Origin of the sequence: Epilithonimonas bovis DSM 19482 (assembly GCF_900108115.1) — a bacterium.
GTDB classification, from domain to species: domain Bacteria; phylum Bacteroidota; class Bacteroidia; order Flavobacteriales; family Weeksellaceae; genus Epilithonimonas; species Epilithonimonas bovis.
Genome location: NZ_FTPU01000013.1, coordinates 30,081 through 53,540 on the forward strand (window position 1 = coordinate 30,081; position 23,460 = coordinate 53,540).

Sequence of the window (23,460 nt, forward strand, 5' to 3'; positions counted from 1 at the left end):
TCTAAAATCTATATTATTACAATTTTTATTTTTCAATTTTACATTTATATAAAAACTGATACGATTAAGTCTATGATTTTAATTCCGATAAATGGAATGATTACTCCTCCTAAACCGTAAATTAAAAGGTTTCTTCTTAATAATGCACTTGCTCCGATTGGTTTGTAAGCCACACCTTTCAAAGCTAATGGAATTAACATCGGGATTACAATTGCGTTGAAGATTACGGCTGAAAGAATCGCTGATTCAGGTGAATGAAGTCCCATAATATTCAATCCTTGCAATGCCGGAATGGAAGCAATAAATAATGCCGGAACAATCGCAAAATACTTCGCCACGTCATTCGCAATACTGAATGTTGTAAGAGTTCCTCTCGTCATCAGTAATTGTTTTCCGATTTCTACCACTTCAATTAATTTGGTTGGGTCATTATCCAAATCCACCATATTTCCGGCCTCTTTCGCAGCCTGCGTTCCACTGTTCATCGCAACACCGACATCTGCCTGAGCAAGAGCCGGAGCATCGTTGGTTCCGTCTCCCATCATCGCTACCAATCTTCCTTCAGACTGTTCTTTCTTGATGTAGTTCATCTTATCTTCAGGTTTTGCTTCTGCGATAAAATCATCTACTCCAGCTTTTTCAGCAATAAATTTAGCTGTCAGAGGATTATCTCCGGTTACCATTACGGTTTTAATACCCATTTTTCTCAATCGGTCAAAACGCTCTTTGATTCCAGGTTTGATAATATCCTGTAATTCTATAACCCCAAGTGCTTTTTCATTTTCTGAAACCACGAGCGGCGTACCACCGTTTTGCGAAATTTCTCTGACTCTCTCTGCAACTTCGGGTGGGAAAGTATTGCCCGCATTTGTAACAATATTTTTAATTGCGTCAGTTGCACCTTTTCTAATTCGCGTGTTTTCATAATCAATACCTGAGCTTCTGGTTTCTGCCGTAAACGTGATGAATTCAGGATTTTTCACTTCATAACTCAGAGGATTAATTCCTGCCAATTCAATAATTGATTTCCCCTCAGGTGTTTCATCAGCCATAGAGCTTAGGACAGCTGCTTTTATTAGAGCTCTTTCATCCACCCCATTTGCCGGATAAAAATTTGTCGCTTTTCTGTTTCCGATGGTAATTGTTCCGGTTTTATCCAATAATAAAACATCAATATCACCCGCAGTTTCCACTGCTTTACCACTTTTAGTAATCACGTTGGCTCTTAAAGCTCTGTCCATTCCTGCAATACCGATGGCTGATAACAGACCACCAATCGTCGTTGGAATAAGACATACAAATAATGAGATAAATGCTGCAATGGTAATTGGTGTATGGGCATAATCAGCGAATGGTTTCAAGGTCACTGTTACAATAACAAAAACCAATGTAAATCCAGCTAAAAGAATCGTTAAAGCAATTTCGTTTGGTGTTTTCTGTCTTGAAGCGCCTTCCACCAAAGCAATCATTTTATCAAGGAAACTTTCTCCCGGTTCTGTGGTTACTTTAACTTTGATTTTATCAGAAAGAACTTTCGTACCTCCGGTTACACTGCTTTTATCACCACCGGCTTCACGGATGACGGGAGCAGATTCTCCGGTGATGGCGCTTTCGTCAATCGTTGCCAAACCTTCGATAATTTCGCCATCGGACGGAATGATATCTCCTGTTTCACAAACAAAGACATCTCCTTTTCTTAGTTGGTTGGATGGCACTATTTTAACTTCATTACTTGAAGTCAGCATTTTTGCAGGTGTTTCTTCTCTTGTTTTTCTCAAAGAATCTGCCTGAGCTTTACCTCTTGCTTCGGCAATAGCTTCGGCGAAGTTGGCGAAAAGTAAAGTGATGAATAATATAAATGTTACAATAATATTATAGATCAAACTTCCCTGACTTTGCTCACCCATTGCGATCCACAGACAAACACCTGCCATTACCAAAGTCCCTATGTACACCATAAACATCACCGGATTTCGGAACATCTTTGCCGGGTGCAGTTTTATAAATGATTGTTTCAGCGCTTCATTGACTAATTCTGCCTGAAACAAGTTGTTATTTCCTTTCATTATAATATAGATAAGAATTAAAGTGAAAAATATTCAGCGATTGGACCTAATGCTAACGCCGGAAAGAATGACAACGCTGCTACAATTGCAATCACCGCAAACACCATTAAACCGAATGTTGCTGTATCTGTTTTGAGCGTTCCTGCACTTTCAGGGATATATTTTTTAGCAGCAAGACTTCCTGCGATGGCAACCGGGCCAATAATTGGTAAATATCTGGCCATCAGCATTACGATTCCGCACGCAATATTCCAGAATGGGTTGTTATCAGCCAAACCTTCGAAACCACTTCCATTGTTGGCACTTGATGACGTAAATTCATATAACATTTCACTGAAACCGTGGAAGCCCGGATTGTTCAACCAACTTCCGTATTCATCTGGATTGTGTGCAACCATATAACTTGAGATTGCAGTTCCTACAAGAATTAGGAAAGGGTGAAGCAATGCGATGATCATTGCGATTTTCATTTCTCTGGCCTCGATTTTCTTCCCTAAGAATTCAGGTGTTCTTCCTACCATTAATCCACTGATGAAAACGGCGAGGATGATGAATATATAAAAGTTTAAAAAACCTACACCTACACCTCCGTAGAACGCATTGACCATCATTCCGAGCATTGTGTTCATTCCGGAAAGCGGTGTCAGAGAATCGTGCATTGCGTTGACAGAACCGTTGCTGGTAACCGTTGTATTAATTGCCCAATAAGCAGAAGCGGCGGGTCCGAAACGAACTTCTTTGCCTTCCATACTACCCAAATTCTGAGCAATTCCCATTTTTTCGATAGCTGGGTTTCCATTAATTTCATTAATAACTGTTGGCGTTAACAATAACAGAAATCCTACGGTCATTACCCCGAAAATAGTCCACGCCAATTTTTTTCTTCTTAAAACATAACCCATCGCAAATACCATTGCAATCGGAATCAACATAATAGAAACTGTTTCGACAATATTGGTAAAGTAATTTGGGTTTTCTAAAGGATGCGCAGAGTTAGGACCAAAAAATCCACCGCCATTGGTTCCTAGTTGCTTGATGGCAACGAATCCTGCTACCGGACCACGGCTTACCTCAACTTTATCACCCTGTAATGTTGTAATCGGGTCTTTTCCTTCGAAAGTCATTGGTGTTCCGTTAAAAGCCAATAATGAAGCTACAACTACAGCGATTGGGAATAAAACTCTTGTGCAAGTTCTGATAAATAAAAAGTAAAAATTTCCTAACTTATCCGCTGTTCTTTCCTTCATAGCCAGGAAAACCATACCTGCAATAGCAATACCGCAGCCTGCGGAGATAAACTGCCACAGCATCAATGTCAATTGCCCCAAATAAGACAACCCTGATTCTCCGGAATAATGCTGAAGATTAGTATTGGTCACAAAACTTACTGCCGTATTGAAAGCCAGATCGCCGCTCATTGACGGGTTATTATCCGGATTTAGAGGAAGCCAGCTCATATTGGTCAAAACAAACATCGAAATGAGAAACCATACCACATTGATGGTCAGCAATGCTGAAAGGTGCTGTTTCCAGTTCATTTCTGAATTTGGATCTATTCCGGAAATTCTGTAAAATAGTTTGTCGATTGGATCAAAAAGTCCGTCCAAAAAGGTTTTTTCTTTGGTAAAGATCTTTCCAATATATCTCCCCAGAGGAATTGCCAGCAAAACCACTAAGGCATACATCAGCAAAATTCCTGTAATTTCTGTATTCATTTTTTATTTAATAATTTTAGTATAATGTCTATTTATTTGTGAGGTGCTTTGGTGCAGTGTTGATGATGTTAAGGCAATACCTTTAACGAAAATGATCAGATAAATAAATGCTGCTACAAAGGAGATCCAAAATAGTAAAGTCAGCCATTCCATCAATTTTCTTTTCGTTTGAGATCCCATCATCATATCAGAATTTTTCTGGTTTCACTAAGACATAGCAGATGTAAACAAATACGGCGATGGCGATGATAAATAATGCTGTCATATCTTTTCAAAATATTTTACGGTTAGAAAAAAGAGTACAAAAAGTACTGCTCCGGTGATTGTTAGGATGAGTGTCATTTTTTTATTATAGGATTTTGATTGCAAAACTTACTACGACCATAGAACCATATAGCGCTAATAGAATGTGCCAGGGTTTACAGTGCTTTACGAATTTTAATTTCCAGTTTTTCATAATGTCAATTTTTTGTTATGCCAGAATAATCACAATAAGAAGTCCACAATTTAAAAAAAACAATAATCAACTGTAAATCAGAACAATAAAAATAAAACCTATGAAATAGAAAAAGAAATACCCTTTCATTTTGAAAGGGTATTAATTGTGTTTTGATAGTGATCGATAATTTAAATGAAATTCACCTATGTGTTGATTCCGTACTCTGATAATTTCCTGTATAATGTTGTCAGGGCTATATTAAGGAGACGTGCAGTTTCTGTTTTATTACCGTCGGTGTAATTTAATACTTTCTGAATGTGAATTTTCTCTGCACTTGCCAGTTCAAAAGCAGATAAGGTTTTGTTTTTAATCCCTTCTTCGCTGATATTTTGAAGTTCCTGCGGGAGCACCTCAATCTCAAGTCGGCTGTTGTCACAAAGGATAACGCTTCGCTCGATAACGTTTCGAAGTTCGCGAATATTGCCTTTCCAAGAATGTCTTTTCAATGCTTCCAGATAATCATCGGAAAATCCGGTGATCTTTTTTCCTACTTTGGAAGAAAAGGTGTGGAGAAAACTATTGGCCAGATCTTTAATATCACTGGTACGTTCTCTCAATGGAGGAAGATGGATGGTGAAGATGTTGATCCTGTAATAAAGATCCTCTCTGAAATTTCCGGTTTGAATTTCCTCTTCCAAATTACGGTTGGTCGCTGCAATAATTCTGACATCAATTTTAGTGGGCTTGCTATCTCCCACTTTTAAAAATTCTCCTGATTCTAATACACGCAGAAGTTTGGCCTGCAAGTCTAAAGGCATTTCACCAATTTCGTCCAGAAAAACGGTTCCTTTATTGGCTTCTTCAAAAATCCCCTTGGAATCTTTAAACGCTCCTGTAAAGGCTCCGGCTTTATGCCCGAATAATTCGTTCTCCAGAAGCTCTTTACTAAATGCAGAGCAGTTGACCGCTATAAAATTATTTTTTATTCTTGTGCTCGCATTATGAATGGCATTGGCAAAAACTTCCTTTCCTGTTCCTGTTTCGCCCGTCAATAAAACGGTAGCATCTGTCACTGCCACTTTTTTTCCCGATTCTATAGCTGAATTGATCTTTTTTGAATGACCGATAATGGAATCAAAAGAATGCTTGCTGCCGAGCTGTTTTTCAAGCTGTAAGATTCGTTTGTTAAGAGTAGACTTTTCAATGGCCTTATAAACCAAAGGAATGATCTTATTGTTATCATCTCCTTTGGTTATATAATCGAAAGCACCGTTTTTCATTGCCTGTACTCCGTCAGGAATATTCCCGTATGCCGTCAGAAGAATTACTTCTATGGCAGGATATTTTTCATTGATCAGCTTTGAAAAATCGACACCGCTCCCGTCAGGTAATTTTACATCACAGATGACAACATCAATATCACTGTATTCAAGTCTTTTGCTGGCATTTGCCAGATCTGATGCCTGAAATATTTCAAAGCCTTCTAAGCTCAGAATTTTTGAGAGTAAAACTCTTATTTTTTCTTCATCGTCAATGACCAGTATGTTATTCACTGTTTTTATTTTAATTACAAATTTACTATTATCTTTAAGTCTGCACTTACATTTTAAATGCAAAAATCAGCAGACTTTCGAAAACCTGCTGATGTTATAATTGAACATTCAATACTGCTGCTCACTATTATTACATATATTGAAATATAGCAGCAGCTAAAAAAACACCGATAATGGTGGCGATATGCATTTCCGCAATTTGCAGGTTATGTCTTTTATTGACTTGGGACCATTCTTTCCAGCTTCCTTTTCTTCGTATTTTCATAATCCTGATTTATAAACTTGATGTAAATATTTTTTATTAAGTGATAAAGAAAGCATAGAAAAAATTTCTTGTCTTCTAACGGCCTTGCAGCTGAAAGTAAGACTGTCCAAAGAATAAATAAAAACATTTTCTACAGCATTTTTGAGAGCAGCATCTCCCTTTTCATAAAGATCATTCATTTTTTGGAAATATTGCTGGATCACTTCATTATTATTCTCCTGTATAGATTTTTTGATGTAACGAAGGAAAGTATTGATCACCATATATGGATTGTTAGAAATGTAAGTTTCGCTGAAATCTTTTTTAGATTGTGGAATAACCTTAATAATTTCAGAAACGGCTTCTTTATAGTTCATAATTCTTTTTTGAGAATTAATGCCAAATAGTATTCCTTAAAACAGAACATAAGATTAAACATTTGTAAATCAAAACGATATACCCAAATCACTCATTTTATAAAACAAATTACCCTATCAAAATGAAAGGGTATTCCTACTGTTTTCAAAAACTTGAAAATTGGGTTATGTAATTTTCGATATAAAACTTGTGAAGAAAACAAAATGTTAAAAGGCATTTCTTGCACATTGACTTCGTCTGCCAAATATTAGGCTAAGTTCTGTGAGCTCTCATGACACGATTATTTAATTCTAAAAATCTTTCCAAATCTTAACCAAAAGTTTTGATATATCTTGGTTTATGGATACAATACCATAACGGCCAATTAAAGACTTATAATTCCAATAGCCACTGCTAAAAGTTTTTTAGATTAAATAGCATTAACATAAATTAAAAGAACTTCAGTAAACCAATAAAAATAATAAAAAAGGGCAATAACTAATATGCTTTTCCGTAAAAATAATTATAATCAATCTGACCTACTCCTTCACAATCCTACACCAAGACATACACAACTAAAGTCTAACATCTACAGAATTGTTTATCGGTAATAAGAAATATTTATATAATAACTCAATTTGTTTTTTTTCCGATAACGGCAATGTCTTATTGTAAAAAAACTTAATATTTCAGCTCAGATAATTGTGAGATTCTTTCTAAATCTTCTATCAAATGTTTTGATATCCCTTCCGTTATGGGTACTAAAGCATAGCTAGTATTTAAACAGTATTGAGTAAATAATCCAAAATGGAAAATCATTAAAATCAAAAAGAAAACCATCTTTTAGAAAAACATTATTCTTTCATAATTTTTTTGACTAAGTTTTTCTCTACTTCTGAGTTAGATGGACTATAATTTGTCAACAACCAATTATCAATTTTCACCCGTTCAAAGAATAACATTTTTCCACTAGGTTTTGAATAGGGAATCAGTCGTCGATGCGCAAGTTTATAAATGTAAGAGCATTTAAAACCTGTATATTTAGATAGTTCTTTGACGTTAAAAACAGTTTTTAGACCCAATAAATATTGTTCAATATTTTCAAGCTTTTCTAATAACACTTCATTTTCCATTTCTTATATTTTATAAGGCAAGTTCCTAGAAATAGTTATAAAACTTTATTGAAGGAGTCTAAAGGTATAATTTGGCTTTAGAATAGAGAAGAAAAAAATTGATCTAAGTACCACTACTTGTGTTACCTATGTGTTACCCATTAAAAACAATAAGCACCTACATTTCTGTAAGTGCTTGATTTTAAACGTGGTCCCACCTGGGCTCGAACCAGGGACCACCTGATTATGAGGGATAACTTTGCCTAGAAAATGGCATCAAACGCTGTTAAAACGATGATTTGTGTAGTATGATAATCTTAATTATAGTATAATGTTACTGATATTGTTACTCAATAAATTACTATTCACAAGCGCTCCAGCCGTCATTTGTTTTATTTAAATTCAAATCTTTTATTACTGATTTTTGGCTATCTTCAACTAATATGGAAAAAGGTGAAGTACTAACAATACTAATTTCTGCTTTTACTTTTGCGGTATTGGAAGAAGGATTTTCATGAACTGATTCTATTTTCTCCACTTGAAACTTAATTGCTTTTACAAAAGTCTCTGTCATATCTGGAAATTTTTTAGAAGTACTCGAATTCACAATGTATCTTTTAGCATCACCAGTTAAATGTAAATTATAATAAATACCAAGACCTCCGATATAACTTAATGAATCAAATTTAACTAATCCATCTTTTTGCAATTCTTTTAAATTTTTAAAGTAATTCAATGTTTCTTTGGAATATGATCTTACAAGCCTGTCACCTTCAAAAATCTTAATATTTTCAGCCTTATCTTTAGAGAAACATTGGTTTATAACTTCCTTTGCTTTTTCATTTGTTAGTTTTTTTGAACAACTTACGATTGAACAAATAATTCCCCCAAAAAATAATATTTTTTTCATCTTAATTTTTTTTTAGAATTTCTATTAAAGTTGTGATTTGTTGTTGACTTTCTGATAATTGGTTTTGACTTTTTGATAATTGTTCCTGACTCGTTTTTAGCCTATCAGTTAACTCTTTTTGTAAATCCTGATAATTTTTCTGCAATTCTATCATATTAGAAAATTCGTTATGTGATATTGTAACATTGCCATTAACCCCATTAATGTTATGATTTCCATTTCCTTGTGTTATTATTTCTTGAGAATTGTTTAACATAGTTCCTAAACCTGTTTTCCACCAGTCTATGTTAAGGTCAGGAAATGCATCAGAAATCTTTTGTAGAGTTTTCTCTCTAATATTATCTCCGAAATTATTCACAAAACCATTAGATAGCCCAGCGCTTTTTTCAAAATCTGTGTTTTTTAATTTTTTGTATTCTATATACTCGAGTAATCTCTCTTTCATGCTAATTTACTGTGAACCAAATGTTTATATCAAAAAAATGAAATAATTCTAAATTTTTTTGAATTATTTTCTAATATTCTTAGTTTTTTAGATTTTAATTCTATACATTTGTATTATAATATATATTACAAATATAAATAAAAAATATGAAGGCAATCCTAATGAATAAAGTTAGCGTAAAAATTATTGACAAAATACTCAATGATAATGATTTTAGTATGGAGCTAGCATCACGGCTAGGAATCCAACAACAGTCAGTTAAAGGATTAGCTAGGAGAAACAGCAATAAGCTAACATTATATCAAGCAGTAAAATTCTATTTAGAAAAAGGAATTTTAGAATCTGAAATTTTTGATTCTAAAAAATAAATTTTAACTCACTAAAATTTATGTATGAGTAAGAAGATAACAAATTCAGAGATAAAAAATATGAAGTCTCAACTTCGTACAATAATAACTTTTGCTACAATTCTAGAAGCTAAAGTAGATGCTTTTCTGGACGGTGTGGGAGCCGTCCAAGAAAAGAATAAAGAATCAGAAGAAAATAGAAAGGAAACTGAAATAAAATTCCATAAATCATTAAAAGTTAAGAATAATGGAGAAAACACATATTGACCCTTCAACACCAATAAGTCAATTGACAGTTGAGCAGTATTTACACCTATTTGGATCCATATCAAAACCGAAAAGATATGAATATGGTTTAAATGGAATAGCTAAAATATTCGGTTGCTCAAAAGATACTGCCCAAAGAATAAAAAAATCCGGAGTTATAGACGATGCCATATATCAAAACAAAAACATAATAGTAATTGATGTTGAAGCTGCATTGGAATTATTTCGTGAAAATCCAAGGAAATGAAATATATTGAATTAATCTCCAATTTTTGGGAATATAACAAAAAGGATACATTAGGAACTTCCACTATAATTTTTTATTTCTTCCTAATAAACAAATGGTATCTTAAAAATGAACAATCTTTTTTCTTATCAGATATTGAAATAAGTAAAAGTTTAAGAATTAATGCTGTTACGATAAGAAGTGTAAAGAAGATTTTACAAGAAAAAGGATTTATTAATTACCAAACAAGAAACGGTGTTCCATGCCGATATGAAATAACAAGTAGATTTCCTCTAGAAACTCTTGATGAGCAAAACCAAGCAAACAATCCGGTAATTGATGTTAAAACCGCTCCAAAACAGAATACCAAAAAGTCTAAAAAAGTAAATAAAAAAACTACAAATCCGACACATATACAAAGTGAAGTGGATAAGGTCATTGTAAAATCTAATGTTTTAGAAAATAATGCTAAAGATATCCCAAGCAAAGATGTCTTTCTTGATTTCGCAAAAAAATTACCCAATTTCGAATCTCACCTTGAAAATAAGATTGTACAACAATACGATATTTGGCTGAAAAACAATTGGAACAATAGGCTAAATAGGCCTATAACTAATTGGGAAAACTCCCTTAAGAATATCCTTCCTTATCTTCTTGATGAACATAGCAAAGAACTAAAAAAAATCCCAACCATAAAACCACCAAGCACTTCTAAATAAATAACTATGCAAATAGATCATCCAACTCATCAAAACAAAAAACAAAGAGAGGAAGCAATTAAACTTCTCGAAAGTTTAAAAGCAAATCCGCTTTCCAAAAAAGCTATTGTAGTACCTAAAGGATTTAGTAATGATTTTGAAAAATTCAAAAAAGACATTGCTAAAAAGAAGGCAAAATTAAATTCTTAATTAAATTCTTAAGCTATGGGCCAAGATAAAGTAATCAGAAAAATTTTCGAAAATTCAAATCAGCACGATTTAATACGATTAGGTAATAAATTCGTAGATGACTTTCTTTTTGAAGATAATCAGATCGCCGATATTCCAATTAATGCTTTGAGGGTAATTTTCAATATTGTCTCCCTACTAGCATCTGATCAGTTCCGCCCCCAAGATCACCCAAAACAACTAAGCTTATTTGATCAGGAATTTGAAACGGATAATAATGTATTTGCTGCAATGAAGATAAAAAACACTAAAATTTCACCTTCTGGTTCTACAAAACAAGTTATAGATGCTTATGAATTTCTGACCAAGTTCAAAATGGGCTGGTATAAGTCAACGAACTGTCAAGGCAAGGAAATTAAGACTTACGGGGGTCTAATTTCTACTCCATCCTATGACCAAAGGGGATATACAACGTTTCTAATTAGTAGTTACTGGTTAAAAAAATTAATGATTATTCCTGAATACAATATAGTCTTATACAATCTAGTGTATAATATAAAAAACAACAAACATGTTTTATTTGCTATTTGGTTGAAAAAAATTCCTAATGCTGGAACACTTTTAAAACTTTCAACCTTCAATAAGAAATTTGGGCTTAACTATAAGAATACAAAAGATTTTTGTACTAAATTCTTGAATCCTGCGAGAGTTAACCTGGATAAATATAATGATCTAAGCTTCAATTATAAACAAGAATCCGGAAGTATTATAATAATTCCTTATTATACTAAGACAATTGAAGATCAAGAAATATCAATACATACAAAGGAAAATTTGGAAATAAAATATCGCTTGAATTATCTCCAAAAACGTTATGGATTATCAACTAATGATTTTAGCAATTTTGCTTACCATTATAAAAAAATGCCAACAACAAGAAAACTGATCGAAAATGCTTATAAAGAATTTATTTCTCGAACAAGATCACAAAATGTGAAATCAACAGAGTACCAAGGTTCGGGTTTTTTGAAACAAATTCAGAGTATTATAATTGAGTTTTATGGAGCATCTAAAGCTGCTCAATCCATTCCTAACGGTTATCCAAAAATTATGTAATTCGGAATTGCACTCCTCCTAATTCGGAATTGCACTCCCCCTACTTTCGGAATTGCACTCCCCAAAGTTAAAGAAATGTTAAAATATATATTAATTATCAAACTATTTCGGAATTGCACTCCCCTTAATTCGGAATTGCACTCCCCCAAAAAAATAAAATCAAATAACAATTCGGATTACAACTCCCCTTTTCGGAATTGCACTCCCCCAAAAAAACAAGGTATTTCGGAATTGCACTCCTTAAATTTCGGAATTGCACTCCCCTTGCTTTCGGAATTGCACTCCCCCCAAAAAATGCTACAAGCTCTATTAACAAAGAGGTAGTCCATTATCATAAAAAGTATTTTAAAAGTAATTAAAAAGTTTTTTTTTTTTTTTAAAAAAGGAAAAAAGTTTGAAAAATAGTTGCAGAAAGAAAAATTATGGCTTTGAAAAAACGAATCAATATTGATAATGCCACTTCGTTCAAATTAGAATATTTCGAAGGTGGTTCTGAATTAAAAGAAAAGATTTTTAATTCTTACAAAGCAATGGAACAATTTCACAAGCGGCAAAGCGACTTCATGTATTTAGACATAAACCGCTACGCTTTGGTAGATAAAACTTGGCACAAATTCATACAGCTTAGATCACCTTTTGTCTTTGAAAAAGAAATTGAATTTATAAACAGAGTTTTTAACGAAAAATTTGAAGTTGAAAATCTTCAAAATTCAAATAATGAAGAAAAAAATCTTCAAAAATAACATGTATGAAAAATAAATACTTAACACTCGGGGCTTTAGTTATATCGCTTCTTTACGTTGATTTGTTTTGCGGAGCCGGTGGAACTTCTACCGGAGTTGAATCGGCCAAAGTGCACAATCAAAAGTGTGCAAAAGTGATTGCTTGTGTCAATCATGATGCTAATGCAATTGCATCACATGCATTTAACCATCCCGATACATTACATTTTACCGAAGACATTCGCACTTTAAATGTAAATAAAGATTCAGAACTAGTGAAGCATATCGCAGAAATGCGAAAAAAGTACCCATTTGCAAAGGTCGTTCTTTGGGCTTCCCTGGAATGCACAAATCACAGTAAGGCAAAAGGTGGAATGTCAAGGGATGCCGATAGTCGCACATTAGCCGAACATTTATTTCGATACATCGAAGCAATAAATCCAGATTCGATACAGATTGAAAATGTAGAAGAATTTTTAATATGGGGACCACTAATTCCTAAAGTAGTTGAAAAAGATGGAACTTCATATTGTCCATTAACACCTCTTATGAAGCCAATTTGGATTCCAGATCCAGAAAGGAAGTCAGAATATTATAATAAGTGGGTAGATAAAGTAAAAAAGTATTACTACAATTATGATTACCGAATTTTAAATTCTGCGGATTTTGGAGCTTTGACATCAAGAAAAAGATTCTTTGCACAATTCAATAAATCTGAATTTCCGATTGTATGGCCGGAACCAACACACGCAAAAAATCCTGTTTCCGGATTGTTTGAAAGTTTGGAAAAATGGAGAGCTGTGAAAGAAGTTTTGGATTTTGATGATGAAGGTGTTTCAATATTTGGAAGAAAGAAACCATTGGTTGAAGCTTCATTGGAAAGAATTTGGCATGGTCTAATAAAGTTCGTTGCAGGTGGAAAAGATAAATGGTTATTGAAATACAATTCAATAAATAAAGAAACTAGAAAGCACACTCCACCAAGTATAGAAGAACCTTGTCCCGTTATTTCAACACAAGGAAGATTGGGTATTATCACTTCAAAATTTTTATCAGCATATTATGGTAATGGCTTTACATCATCTGTCGATGAACCGTCTCCAACTGTTACTACAGGAGATAGATTTTCATTAATCAGTTCAACTTTTATCGATCAGCAATTTGGGAAAAGCAAACCTGCTGGAATTAATACGGTATTGGGTTGCATAACGACTAACCCGAAATATGCAAAAATTTCTACTTTCATAATGAACCAGTATTCGGGCGGTGGACAATCATCTGATATTAATAAACCAGCCCCGGCAATTCTGGCAACTCCGAAACAAAATCTAATCACCTGTGAAAAATGGGTGTTAAATACAAACTTTAAAAATACTGGAAGTTCAATTGATCAGCCTGCACCAACTGTGACAGCCAATAGGAAATGGCATTATCTGATGGATGCACAATATAGCAGAGTTGGGAATGATGTAGAACAGCCTTGCTTCACATTAATTGCAAGGATGGACAAAACACCACCATATCTTATGGAAATTACTCAAAGCGGTAAAATACCATCTTTCATCAAAATAGATGGAAATGTTGTAATCTATGAAATTTATGAAGATGATACACCAATGATGAAGAAAATTAAAGAGTTTATGGCATTGTATGGATTGTTGGACATCAAAATGAGAATGTTAAAAATTCAAGAGTTAAAAGAAATTATGGGGTTTCCGGCAGATTATAAATTAATAGGCACACAGGCAGAACAAAAAAAGTTTATTGGAAATGCAGTTGAAGTGACGATGGCCCGTAAAATATGTGAAGCATCTGCAAATAAATTATTGGAAATTAGAAAAGTTGCATAATGATGATAGGAACTACTAAAACGCTCAATAAAAATATTATTGGCACCTCTAAATCAAAAGAAATGTGGGGCAAAAAAGGAGATGTGGTTAAGATCATTTCTGTAAGCGGAAGTGCTGTCATATACGAAAATGAGAATGGGAAAAGATTCCCTTGCAATATTAATGATTTAGAAAAATGAAAATAACAGATAAAATAACGATCATAATGTATGATAATGAAGAATTTAATCCTCAAAAATAATATCAACAAAGAATAAACAAAATGAAAAAAAACAACTTTCATGAACTGATGGAAATTGCATACGAAAAAGGTTCACTAATTTTTAATGAAAAATTTAAAAATTTTTCTACAGAATATAAAAATGAACATCTATATACATTTGCTCGAACAATAGAAGAGTTTTCTAGAAATTTTGAATTAGGTGTTTTAGTAAAAACATTTAATTCAAAATTATTGAAAGAGTTAATTGATCTTTTATATTCTGGAAATTATTCAAATGATGATATTATTTATTTTTATGGATTTATTCCAAATGAAAAAAAAAGTTTTTTTCCAGTTTATTTTGAAGAAGTAAAAATTTATGCTTTTGGTGTAATTATTTTTAATAGTGAAAGTGTAAATTATAAATCAATTAATTAATGATTTTTATGAAAATAACAGATAAAATAACCATGTTGTTATCCGACAGAAATGATGTATTATCAGAGCTTTCAACTTATTCTTTTGAAGTTGGAATATTTGATTTAGAATATGGTATTGGTGAAAGTTCAAAAAATTTTGGGAGTAGAAATACTCCGGTAATTCAGAGCAATGGTAAACGAACAAATTTAAAAACGCCTGGTTATAAATTTGAAATTTGGGATGCTAATGTTCCTGAAGAAGATCTTTTTGATAAAATCAAAAGTATAACGCAAAATCAAATATACTTTGGTGCTAATTACTACAAAGAAATAATTGGTTTACCTCAGAAGCCTCCACGTCGTAATGAATATCAAGATTTTCTTTCTGCAAATCCAACTGGATGGATTATCTGGGATAAGATCAATGGCAACAATGATTTCAGTGATTGTGAATTGATTTATACATCTTACGATTTCCCTTCACACGTCGTATACTTTATGTGGAGTGGAATGATGCAAGGAATTTACTGCGGATCCGACTTTGATAAAGCGAACGTTCAGCAGGGTGACAAATCATTAAATGTCAAAAGAATTCATCCAACACAAAAACCAGTCCCAATCTACAAATACTTACTTTCAAATATTATCAATACCGGAGATGAAATTCTAGAACTTGGTTTTGGCTCAGGTTCACTGGCTCTTTCCTGCCATGATTATGACTTTTCATTATTAACTTGTGAGAACAATATCGAATATTATAAGTTAGGTACTGAGAGAGTTATAAATCACTCGAAATTAGGCATATTGAAATATTAAATTAATTAGCCTTAATTATACTTATTTAGACTGTAATCCTCTGATAATGTAGGTTTTAACATTGGTTTTCAAGACTTTTGTAATTAAATCAAACATTTTCAAAGATGAAAAACAAAAAGACTCAATTGTCTATTTTGGCAATAATGTTTTCTGCTACATTATTTGGACAAGTCGGAATCAACACTACAGATCCGCAAGTAACGTTAGATGTTCAAGGAAAACCTTCGGATTCAAAATCTTTAGATGGCGTATTACTTCCTAGAGTTACTGCCTCTGAACTCAAGCTGAAAATTTACAGCACAAATCATAAGGGTACTTTAATCTATGTCACAGAAGCATTTTCTAATGCTGCGGATGCCAATGGACAAGTTGAATTTGTAACCACTCCAGGCACATACCAATTCGATGGCACAAAGTGGCAATCTTATTCTTTAGAAGAGAAGGATACTTTAAATTCTGTTGTTCTACGAGGAAAACATACCACAAAATCAATATCTTTTGGTAATACAGCATCTCCCTTTTTTTTGGGAGCTAACTCAGAGAATGAAAATATTTTTTTTATTAATCGTGATTTAGATCTTCGTTCTGACTTGATTGGAAAATACAATTTAGGTATTGGAATGTACAGTTTGTACTCTCTTACTGAAGGCAAATCAAATTCTTCTTACGGAAATTATTCTTTATCTAGTTTAAAGAAAGGCAATTCAAATTCAGCATTTGGAGTAAACACAGGATACTTTTTAGAAGGAAATTTCAATTCATTATTTGGGCTATCTGCGGGTGAAAATGCTACTACAACTTCTTGGAATTCAATATTTGGTTCAGGATCTGGTAAGTATTTATCAACTGGCTATAAAAATTCATTTTTTGGTGGTGGATCGGCTCAAAGAAATAATATAGGTAGTTTAAATTTTGTGGCAGGCTATTCAGCTGCATCCACAGGTGATATAGGCGATAGAAATATAATCATAGGCCCTTATGCCGGAAATTCGGTCACGGGGACAAAACCAGTTGGTAACAATAACATTCTAATCGGTTTAGGTGCGGGATATAATGATAGCAGTCTCCAAAATAAGTTAATAATTCATTCAAATTCTGCACTATCTGGCTATTCTGCAACTTCAGAAGGAAATTTCACACCGGCTGGTGCTTTTGCTCAGAGTAATTTACAAAATGGATTAATTACGGGAGATTTCGTAGATCGATGGGTTAAGTTCAATGGCAAATTTCAGATCAATCCTTCTTACATGCCCGCTGCAACCTCTGATTTTTCTTCCGTATTACTTCAAAATCCTACAACTGGCGATGTTGGCGTAAGTACGTTGTCTAATGTTATATCAAATGCAGGAATTGTACTTGTTCCTACGCCTCCGACAACAGGAAATTATATTCTTGAATCCAATAATGGTACAATGACCTGGGTAGCTAAATAAAACACCAGACAATGAAACAAATAAACACAACAATTCTATTGTTAGCAACTAACGTGGTCTTTGCTCAACTTACCCATGTAAATGACAATACAGTTCTATCAGTTGCAAAGAATGCTTTACTTTACAATTCAGGTAGTTTTGAAACGGTTGGAAATGGTAAAGCAGATGTAGCAGGAAATGTTATGATGGTTGCAAAATCAGAAGAGGATTATCTTAAATCTCTTTCTGCAAACAAAAACATTTTTTTGCGACTTAATGACAACGTAAATTGGAATAGTTCTACTTACGGACAATTATACGTCAAGGGATTTTCTCAAAATAATATAACTGCATTAGTAGCCAAAGAGTATGCTAGTAATAAGCATGGAGATTATCAACAACTAGCGATTCCATTTTACGGTAAAGAATTTTCATCCCTTCAAGATGAATTTTCAACTACTCTTTCCAATCAACGATGGTCTAGACAAGAGGTCTTGCGATGGAACAATAAGAAAATCCGTTTTGACGGATCAGTTATCCCATCTGCAACAATCAATTCTAATTCCACCCCAGGGATTTCAATTAATTTGACGGATAAAACCACGTTAGCGGATAGGTTAAGTTATTATGCAGTTGGTACAGCTGGTGGTCTTAATCCTGAAAATGTGTTGTTAATTTCCGGGATCCCATATTCGGATGGTTTGGCGGTAGAATTACAACAAGACAATATCAATTTTGGTTCTTCCGGTTCTGCAACAAATATCTATCGGGAAAAATACAACACCTATCTGAGTGATATTTTTGAATTTTCCAACCCTTGGGAAGGGAGTTTTGCTAAGAACGTATATCAATATGCAAATCCTTTCCTGACCAATATTGATCTCTCTCTGATCGGAATAGATGAAACATCCGGAGACGGAAACAATATCTCTAACATCTGGGGAATTTCGGTTAATCCAAATTCTGTTAAGTTTAACTCAAGTACAGGAACAGCGAGTTCCTACTCTGCGAATCAAATTGTAACATTTGATGAAAATCTTCGGCCAGTAGGGAATATAGATGCTTTAATCATCAAGCCTTTGGGAACTTTCAAAATCAAGTTACGAGATAACAGTTTTCAGCAGTTGAACTTTGATAATTTGAGGCGGTTTGCAAGCGTTCCCAGATCAGAAGATACAAGTTACTCGGTAACTGCTGCAAAACGGTCGGAAGGAACTTCATTGAAACAATTAGAGGTTATTCTTTTAGATGAAAAAAATAACCAGATCGGCGAGACCTATTTTGTTGTAGGCAATCTGCAAACAGGTGAAATTAAAGACGAATTAAAATCTGTCCAGGCTATCGCAACGCCAGCCAATCTTCTTAGTACTAGTGAGGAAACTCCCGAAGGTGGTATAGATCAAAATTTAGCTTCAAAATACAGATTATACATCAATGAAGTAAATGAAAGTTTCAAAGGCAAACCAATCAGTTTGTCTGTCTTTGACGGCAAGAAATTGAAATTCCGAATTCGAGAAAATTCCAAACTTATTAGTGTTTCTCTGAACAATGGCGAAAGCTTTTACTTAAAAAATGCTAATGGCGCTATTACCCAAATCAAGCCAGGAGATGAAATTCAAATTGATTCCCAAAACTATGATCTGTATTACGGTTATCCCGATAAAACATTAGATGTAAGCACAACAAAAATCAGCAGAACTGTTGTCACACTGGATAGATCACTAGAGAAGTATGTTGTTTTATTTGATCCGCTTTGGAAAAATGCCAAAGTCAATGTGTATGATCTGTCTGGAAAACTTTTAATCCACAAATCCCAAGTAAAAACTGACACACCATTTGTGATTGAAATTTCTAAAGATAACCGTGTTCTTATTGTCAATGTTCAAAATGAAGATGGACAAATTATTAATTCAAAAATCATAAACTAAAATGAAATACTCAATTATTCCAGCCTCAATCTTTTTGTTTTTTTTACTTTCTGTAAAACTGAATGCACAATCCACAATACATATGGAGAATATGCCAGCAGCAGCACCGCCACCACCAAGCAGTTCAGCCTTTGGCGCTGATGGTCCAGGAGCTCCATCTGATACACCTGCAAGCAATATTGATTCTTATATCTATTACGCCTTGGGAATTGGTGTTTTGATCGTGGTGAAATACAGAAAAAAAATTTTTAAGCTGCCGAATGCAGAAGAAAAAAATGAAGATCATTCCGATGATTATTAATAATAATAATTAGCCTGAATAATCAGGCTATTATATTTTAAATCTTAGAAAAAATTATATGAAAAAAAACTCAATTAAAAAAAACAATATAAAAGAAAAATTCTTTTGGCTGCTTGCGGTGATATTCTTCACGATAATTCTATGTGGAATTTTTTTCTTTTTTGTCAATCCTATACAAGATCAGTCGGAACTGCTTACAACAATATGGCTTACCTCAATTTCACTATTTATTATTTCTGTGGCGCAAGCTCTGTATTTTAAAAATGATTATTAGTTTCCTAAATATTCTACTATGTAGCATAGTTACTATTTTTTTTGCATGGTTTACATTCCCTGCACTTAACTATCTGTATAATTCTTTACCCCAAAAACAAAACTTAAAACAAAATTGAGAGATGCAAATAATATTTAAAATCCTTACGATCTTGTTTCTACTATTTATCAATTTTTTACCTGCCCAATTTCGGGATCAATTTGTAAAATGGAAAATTGGTGCAAGCTATTCAAAAGGATTTGTTGATAAACTTTCGTTTAATCAATATAATGCAACATTAGCCGTAGCGGTTGCCATTGATGAAAATGATGTTTATGATTCCGCTTCGCTTTACTATGAGCCATACGGTACATATTCTTTCTTAGAACAAAGTCCATTTTCAAATATATCATTCCAAGTCTTTTCTAGTGGTGTGAATTTAAAAAAACACATTAACGATCATAATTATAAAAAGACTTTTTATGTCTATGTCGGACCCGAAATTTCTATTATACGCTTCAGACAATCATTTGCAAATAAAAACTACAATTATATAATGTTAAAACCAGACTATCTTATTAATATAGGAATTGGCGCATTTATAAGTTCAAATATCGAGTTGTTTGCCCAGTACAAAGTTGGTTTAACTAAAATTTACCCAATAACATCACTCAATGATAATTATCGATTACAAGCAATCACTTTAGGTTTTAAAATAGCATTTAACGAAAACTGGTGGTTCCGAGGAAAATAATCATTGATTGATAAATGCAACAATACGGTGAATCAATTTCTCTAGTTCCTCTTTTGCCAGAGCTTCATCTGTATCAGTAACTCGCTGTTTTCCGGTTCCTGATTTATTTTCAGCCAGTTTGTTAGCCAGTTTTGTATGAGCCGATTTATTATTCGGATACATACTTCTTGCTAATACAGCATTTTTAATGATAGGGTTTTCTTCTAAGAATTCTTTGAGTGTCATAAAACAAAGGTAACAAAAAAAATATAAAATAAATGTTTCATATATAAAATAAATGTTTTATATTTGATGAAAGAAATCTGGTAATGACAAAATTCAAAGAATCAACTGTTTTAACAGTAGAACAGTTTGCAAACACAACTAGTTCACAACTTGCAAAACTAATATTAGACAATCCGACATACTGGATTGTTGGAACAACTATAGGGGTGGATAGAAAAGTTATAAAACGAATCAAAAATAAATAATCTCAAAAACTATAACATGAAAATAGAGTATTTAAAACTTTACTGGTGCAAGATCAGAGTTTATGACGATAGAGGTAGGGCTTATGGGATTAAGGAATGTAAAATTTGGGATGATCTTCAATTCAATCTTATAAGCAAATACAGATGGTATTTTGATTATCGGGCAGCACTATTGAAAGTTCAATATCCAAAATGTGAGGTTGAAATAAAGACTGGTTCCAAGGAACCTAATAAAAAAACAGTTCAAGATTTTTTGAAAGATAAAATTACTGGGAAAAAGCGGATGATTACCAAACTCAGTAATGAGATTAAATTTCATAAAAACTGGTTAATCGCTAATAACATATTTGGAATTGATGGTGATGATGGACGATTAGAAAAAGCAAAAATAAAGCTTCAAAAATATATACAGGAATTGCAAGAATTAGAAACGACAATCTAAATTTAACCTATGAAACGATATTATTTTTACAAAAGAAATCAAAACTTTCGAGCCGAATATAAAGGGGATCTAATTGATTTTTCGCTTTCTGCACTTTACGCTACTAGAGAGTATTCGCAAAAACTTGGTAAAGATATTTCTCAATATCATTACTTTGATCAACTAGAACTATGTATTTCCACCAAAACACCAGGAATATATAAGGTAAACATTGATTCTGGGACTGATGGATGTCACGGCCATTTTGCAAAATCTCAAAAAGAATTACTGAAGGCTTTTGCCGGCTACTCCCTAATTTCTGAGCGCGAGTATTTTCGATTAAGAAAAATAGCGTTGAGATTGATTTTTAAGCATATTAACTTCTTCAAACAAAATAATCCGGATATTGAAAGAAATTTTTATTACCAAAATGATTATTCAAGAAATTTTTATAATTTAACTGTTGTTTCAACCAGCTACAAATATAATATTAAGAATTATCCTCAAGAGCAATTGGATTACATGGCTAAAGTAGATTTAGCATTAAATGATCTTAGGATTGATGAATACTTCAAAATTTTCATTTCAAAAGATCCTACATATAAGACTAATACATTTAGCATAGAATCATATCATTTTAATCCCAATTATAAATCACAGAAGGATTTTTTATCTGGAAATTTTCTTAGTAAAAATGTACAGCCTGTAGAAATAAAAAATTTTCAATTTTCTCGCCTGAAAAGAAAAATAGCAGAAGTTTTAGTTGAAAGATCGAGTCTTGATATTACAGCTATTTTGTCGAGACAGAAACACAACATCACTATTCTAGATATTTAACCACAAATTTTTAAAAAATTATGATAAATTTACTTTTAAAAAATTATTCCATGGTAGGTGTTCAGCCAAAATACTCAGCGAAAATTCATTGGATATCATTCATTTTACCATACATATTTATGTGTATCGGTTCTATTGGATTTTTGGCAGTTTTGATTCCAATTGATGCAATACGAGTTCTCTCGATAGGGTTAATCATCTTATTTTTTAAAGGATTAATTAATCTATTAAAGTACAAAGCTATAAAGATCGATCTTTCAGAAAACTATCTATCTTTAACTACTGGTCTCTTTAGTAAAACCATCTCTGATATATCACTCAACAAGATGGAAGCATTCCAGTTGCATCAATCATATTTAGGAAAACATTTAAATTTTGGTACCCTCACCGTCACGACTGGAGAAATCACACATTCATATAGAATTGCTGACCCATTATCCCTGCGTGAAAAGCTTTTAAACAATATAAAATATTAAATATTTAAATCATGAAAAAAAATTTCATTTGTGCAGTATTAATTTTTCTTTCTGCAACATTATCAGCACAATTAGCTGTAACCTCAATTCAAAACAATCAAACAGAATTGGTTGTAAATGATTCTATAAAATTACAGAAAGGCTCTTCCATACTCATTAACCTTCCTGCTGGAAAAGATTTTGTTTTTGTAAAGCAAAAAAAATCTGGACTTAATGCAAAGCTTTTAGGAAAAGTTGCCAATATTGCTGGTACCGGTGCAGCTGCTGTTGGATTAGGTTCAGGGAATACTGGAACAATGTTAGGAGCACTGAAGGTTGCTCAAAAAGCTAATGCAGTAAGTTATGGAGCAGATGCGATTAATCAAATTCAGGAATTACCAATTTCCAACGATGCTAAAAAAATTGCAGGTACAAAAATGGAAATTCTAGAATGGGAATTCACTAATGATGGCTATGTTATCACTGCAAAATCAGACAAAAAGAAATATGAAATTTATCTTCAAGCTGCAGCAATTGCAGGGGAAGTTAAACTTTAGAAAATAACTAGCCATGATAGAATTATTGATTAAGGAATTAGACAAACTTCCTGGAAATAATGAAAGGAAAAATTACCTCGAAAGAATCATTCAAGATCCTAACATTGGTAGACATGATTTAAAACGTATTGCATGTATCACATTGATCGAGGGAAACTTTATAGAAAATTATTATAAAGTCACCTTATTTCAGCAAATATTCAATAATCTCAAAAAACTAAAATGGGTAGTATCTTAGTAAATAAAGTGAATAATATTTTGTATTTATTATTGCACTATAATATTAAGCATTTCATTTTCACATATTGATTCTATTTATTTCTGGAAGGTTTCTTTGGCTGAAATATAAAAATCTAAATAAAAAGACAAATTAACTAAT

30 protein-coding genes are annotated in these 23,460 nt (G+C 32.9%); 20 read left to right on the forward strand and 10 right to left on the reverse strand.

What is annotated here, in order from left to right; translation table 11 throughout:
• Nucleotides 1-44: 44 nt before the first annotated feature.
• From kdpB to B0B05_RS07250, 9 genes are all read right to left on the reverse strand, one after another.
• Entirely contained in the window at nucleotides 45-2,066 is a 2,022-nt protein-coding gene (gene kdpB, locus B0B05_RS07215) for a potassium-transporting ATPase subunit KdpB (RefSeq protein WP_173786348.1), read from the reverse strand.
• Between the two features lie 17 nt (nucleotides 2,067-2,083).
• The gene (kdpA, locus tag B0B05_RS07220) at nucleotides 2,084-3,781 is read right to left on the reverse strand and encodes a potassium-transporting ATPase subunit KdpA (RefSeq protein ID WP_076782991.1); all 1,698 of its coding nucleotides are present in this window, start codon (nucleotides 3,779-3,781) and stop codon (nucleotides 2,084-2,086) included.
• Nucleotides 3,782-3,968: 187 nt separating this feature from the next.
• Entirely contained in the window at nucleotides 3,969-4,046 is a 78-nt protein-coding gene (locus B0B05_RS07225) for a potassium-transporting ATPase subunit F (protein WP_072884257.1), read from the reverse strand.
• Between the two features lie 377 nt (nucleotides 4,047-4,423).
• Nucleotides 4,424-5,773: a sigma-54-dependent transcriptional regulator gene (locus tag B0B05_RS07230; RefSeq protein WP_076782992.1), complete on the reverse strand. Its 1,350-nt coding sequence runs from the start codon at nucleotides 5,771-5,773 to the stop codon at nucleotides 4,424-4,426.
• A gap of 130 nt (nucleotides 5,774-5,903) precedes the next feature.
• A complete protein-coding gene (locus B0B05_RS17005; RefSeq protein WP_262488143.1) occupies nucleotides 5,904-6,038 on the reverse strand; it encodes a hypothetical protein in 135 nt (44 codons plus the stop codon).
• A complete protein-coding gene (locus tag B0B05_RS07235; RefSeq protein ID WP_076782993.1) occupies nucleotides 6,035-6,394 on the reverse strand; it encodes a DUF7674 family protein in 360 nt (119 codons plus the stop codon). The genes B0B05_RS17005 and B0B05_RS07235 overlap by 4 nt, the downstream gene beginning before the upstream one ends.
• Before the next feature lie 834 nt (nucleotides 6,395-7,228).
• Nucleotides 7,229-7,507: a helix-turn-helix transcriptional regulator gene (locus B0B05_RS07240; RefSeq protein WP_076782994.1), complete on the reverse strand. Its 279-nt coding sequence runs from the start codon at nucleotides 7,505-7,507 to the stop codon at nucleotides 7,229-7,231.
• Nucleotides 7,508-7,847: 340 nt separating this feature from the next.
• A complete protein-coding gene (locus B0B05_RS07245) occupies nucleotides 7,848-8,396 on the reverse strand; it encodes a hypothetical protein (protein ID WP_076782995.1) in 549 nt (182 codons plus the stop codon).
• Nucleotide 8,397: 1 nt separating this feature from the next.
• A complete protein-coding gene (locus B0B05_RS07250; protein ID WP_076782996.1) occupies nucleotides 8,398-8,841 on the reverse strand; it encodes a hypothetical protein in 444 nt (147 codons plus the stop codon).
• Between the two features lie 146 nt (nucleotides 8,842-8,987).
• Between B0B05_RS07250 and B0B05_RS07255 the strand changes: the two genes are divergently transcribed.
• From B0B05_RS07255 to B0B05_RS07330, 15 genes are all read left to right on the forward strand, one after another.
• Nucleotides 8,988-9,209, forward strand: coding sequence for a hypothetical protein (locus B0B05_RS07255; protein ID WP_245799244.1), 222 nt, complete (start codon nucleotides 8,988-8,990; stop codon nucleotides 9,207-9,209).
• Between the two features lie 24 nt (nucleotides 9,210-9,233).
• Nucleotides 9,234-9,455, forward strand: coding sequence for a hypothetical protein (locus tag B0B05_RS07260; RefSeq protein ID WP_076782997.1), 222 nt, complete (start codon nucleotides 9,234-9,236; stop codon nucleotides 9,453-9,455).
• Complete coding sequence (locus B0B05_RS07265) at nucleotides 9,436-9,702, forward strand: DUF3853 family protein (protein ID WP_076782998.1); 267 nt, start codon at nucleotides 9,436-9,438, stop codon at nucleotides 9,700-9,702. Before B0B05_RS07260 ends, B0B05_RS07265 begins: the two co-directional genes overlap by 20 nt.
• The gene (locus tag B0B05_RS07270) at nucleotides 9,699-10,400 is read left to right on the forward strand and encodes a hypothetical protein (protein WP_076782999.1); all 702 of its coding nucleotides are present in this window, start codon (nucleotides 9,699-9,701) and stop codon (nucleotides 10,398-10,400) included. The genes B0B05_RS07265 and B0B05_RS07270 overlap by 4 nt, the downstream gene beginning before the upstream one ends.
• Nucleotides 10,401-10,406: 6 nt before the next feature.
• Nucleotides 10,407-10,589 (forward strand): hypothetical protein, encoded by a 183-nt coding sequence (locus B0B05_RS07275; protein WP_076783000.1) that lies wholly within the window; start codon nucleotides 10,407-10,409, stop codon nucleotides 10,587-10,589.
• A gap of 15 nt (nucleotides 10,590-10,604) precedes the next feature.
• Nucleotides 10,605-11,684 (forward strand): hypothetical protein, encoded by a 1,080-nt coding sequence (locus B0B05_RS07280; protein ID WP_076783001.1) that lies wholly within the window; start codon nucleotides 10,605-10,607, stop codon nucleotides 11,682-11,684.
• A 422-nt stretch (nucleotides 11,685-12,106) separates the two neighbouring features.
• Nucleotides 12,107-12,427, forward strand: coding sequence for a hypothetical protein (locus B0B05_RS07285; RefSeq protein ID WP_076783002.1), 321 nt, complete (start codon nucleotides 12,107-12,109; stop codon nucleotides 12,425-12,427).
• Nucleotides 12,428-12,432: 5 nt separating this feature from the next.
• On the forward strand, nucleotides 12,433-14,256 hold the full coding sequence (locus tag B0B05_RS07290) for a DNA cytosine methyltransferase (RefSeq protein WP_076783003.1): 1,824 nt from the start codon (nucleotides 12,433-12,435) through the stop codon (nucleotides 14,254-14,256).
• Nucleotides 14,256-14,435: a hypothetical protein gene (locus B0B05_RS07295; protein WP_076783004.1), complete on the forward strand. Its 180-nt coding sequence runs from the start codon at nucleotides 14,256-14,258 to the stop codon at nucleotides 14,433-14,435. Before B0B05_RS07290 ends, B0B05_RS07295 begins: the two co-directional genes overlap by 1 nt.
• Before the next feature lie 83 nt (nucleotides 14,436-14,518).
• Entirely contained in the window at nucleotides 14,519-14,896 is a 378-nt protein-coding gene (locus tag B0B05_RS07300) for a hypothetical protein (protein WP_076783005.1), read from the forward strand.
• A gap of 8 nt (nucleotides 14,897-14,904) precedes the next feature.
• Entirely contained in the window at nucleotides 14,905-15,693 is a 789-nt protein-coding gene (locus B0B05_RS07305; RefSeq protein WP_159435846.1) for a class I SAM-dependent methyltransferase, read from the forward strand.
• A gap of 104 nt (nucleotides 15,694-15,797) precedes the next feature.
• On the forward strand, nucleotides 15,798-17,126 hold the full coding sequence (locus tag B0B05_RS07310; RefSeq protein WP_076783007.1) for a hypothetical protein: 1,329 nt from the start codon (nucleotides 15,798-15,800) through the stop codon (nucleotides 17,124-17,126).
• Nucleotides 17,127-17,137: 11 nt separating this feature from the next.
• Complete coding sequence (locus tag B0B05_RS07315) at nucleotides 17,138-19,033, forward strand: hypothetical protein (protein ID WP_143745969.1); 1,896 nt, start codon at nucleotides 17,138-17,140, stop codon at nucleotides 19,031-19,033.
• 1 nt (nucleotide 19,034) lies between these two features.
• Nucleotides 19,035-19,334: a hypothetical protein gene (locus B0B05_RS07320; protein WP_076783009.1), complete on the forward strand. Its 300-nt coding sequence runs from the start codon at nucleotides 19,035-19,037 to the stop codon at nucleotides 19,332-19,334.
• A 395-nt stretch (nucleotides 19,335-19,729) separates the two neighbouring features.
• A complete protein-coding gene (locus B0B05_RS07330; protein ID WP_076783011.1) occupies nucleotides 19,730-20,341 on the forward strand; it encodes a hypothetical protein in 612 nt (203 codons plus the stop codon).
• Here the strand turns inward: B0B05_RS07330 and B0B05_RS07335 are convergent, their stop codons facing one another.
• Complete coding sequence (locus tag B0B05_RS07335; protein WP_076783012.1) at nucleotides 20,342-20,566, reverse strand: hypothetical protein; 225 nt, start codon at nucleotides 20,564-20,566, stop codon at nucleotides 20,342-20,344.
• 83 nt (nucleotides 20,567-20,649) lie between these two features.
• Here B0B05_RS07335 and B0B05_RS16570 point away from each other — a divergent pair, with 83 nt between their 5' ends.
• Genes B0B05_RS16570 through B0B05_RS07355 form a run of 5 tightly spaced genes read left to right on the forward strand, consistent with a single transcriptional unit; the run spans nucleotide 20,650 to nucleotide 23,081 of the window.
• Nucleotides 20,650-20,811 carry a hypothetical protein gene (locus B0B05_RS16570; RefSeq protein WP_159435848.1) on the forward strand — a complete coding sequence of 54 codons (162 nt, stop codon included), beginning with the start codon at nucleotides 20,650-20,652 and terminating at the stop codon, nucleotides 20,809-20,811.
• Between the two features lie 16 nt (nucleotides 20,812-20,827).
• Entirely contained in the window at nucleotides 20,828-21,253 is a 426-nt protein-coding gene (locus B0B05_RS07340) for a hypothetical protein (protein ID WP_076783013.1), read from the forward strand.
• A 9-nt stretch (nucleotides 21,254-21,262) separates the two neighbouring features.
• A complete protein-coding gene (locus B0B05_RS07345) occupies nucleotides 21,263-22,069 on the forward strand; it encodes a hypothetical protein (RefSeq protein WP_076783014.1) in 807 nt (268 codons plus the stop codon).
• 20 nt (nucleotides 22,070-22,089) lie between these two features.
• The gene (locus B0B05_RS07350) at nucleotides 22,090-22,545 is read left to right on the forward strand and encodes a PH domain-containing protein (protein WP_076783015.1); all 456 of its coding nucleotides are present in this window, start codon (nucleotides 22,090-22,092) and stop codon (nucleotides 22,543-22,545) included.
• A gap of 11 nt (nucleotides 22,546-22,556) precedes the next feature.
• A complete protein-coding gene (locus B0B05_RS07355) occupies nucleotides 22,557-23,081 on the forward strand; it encodes a hypothetical protein (protein ID WP_076783016.1) in 525 nt (174 codons plus the stop codon).
• The last annotated feature ends 379 nt before the right edge of the window (nucleotides 23,082-23,460 follow it).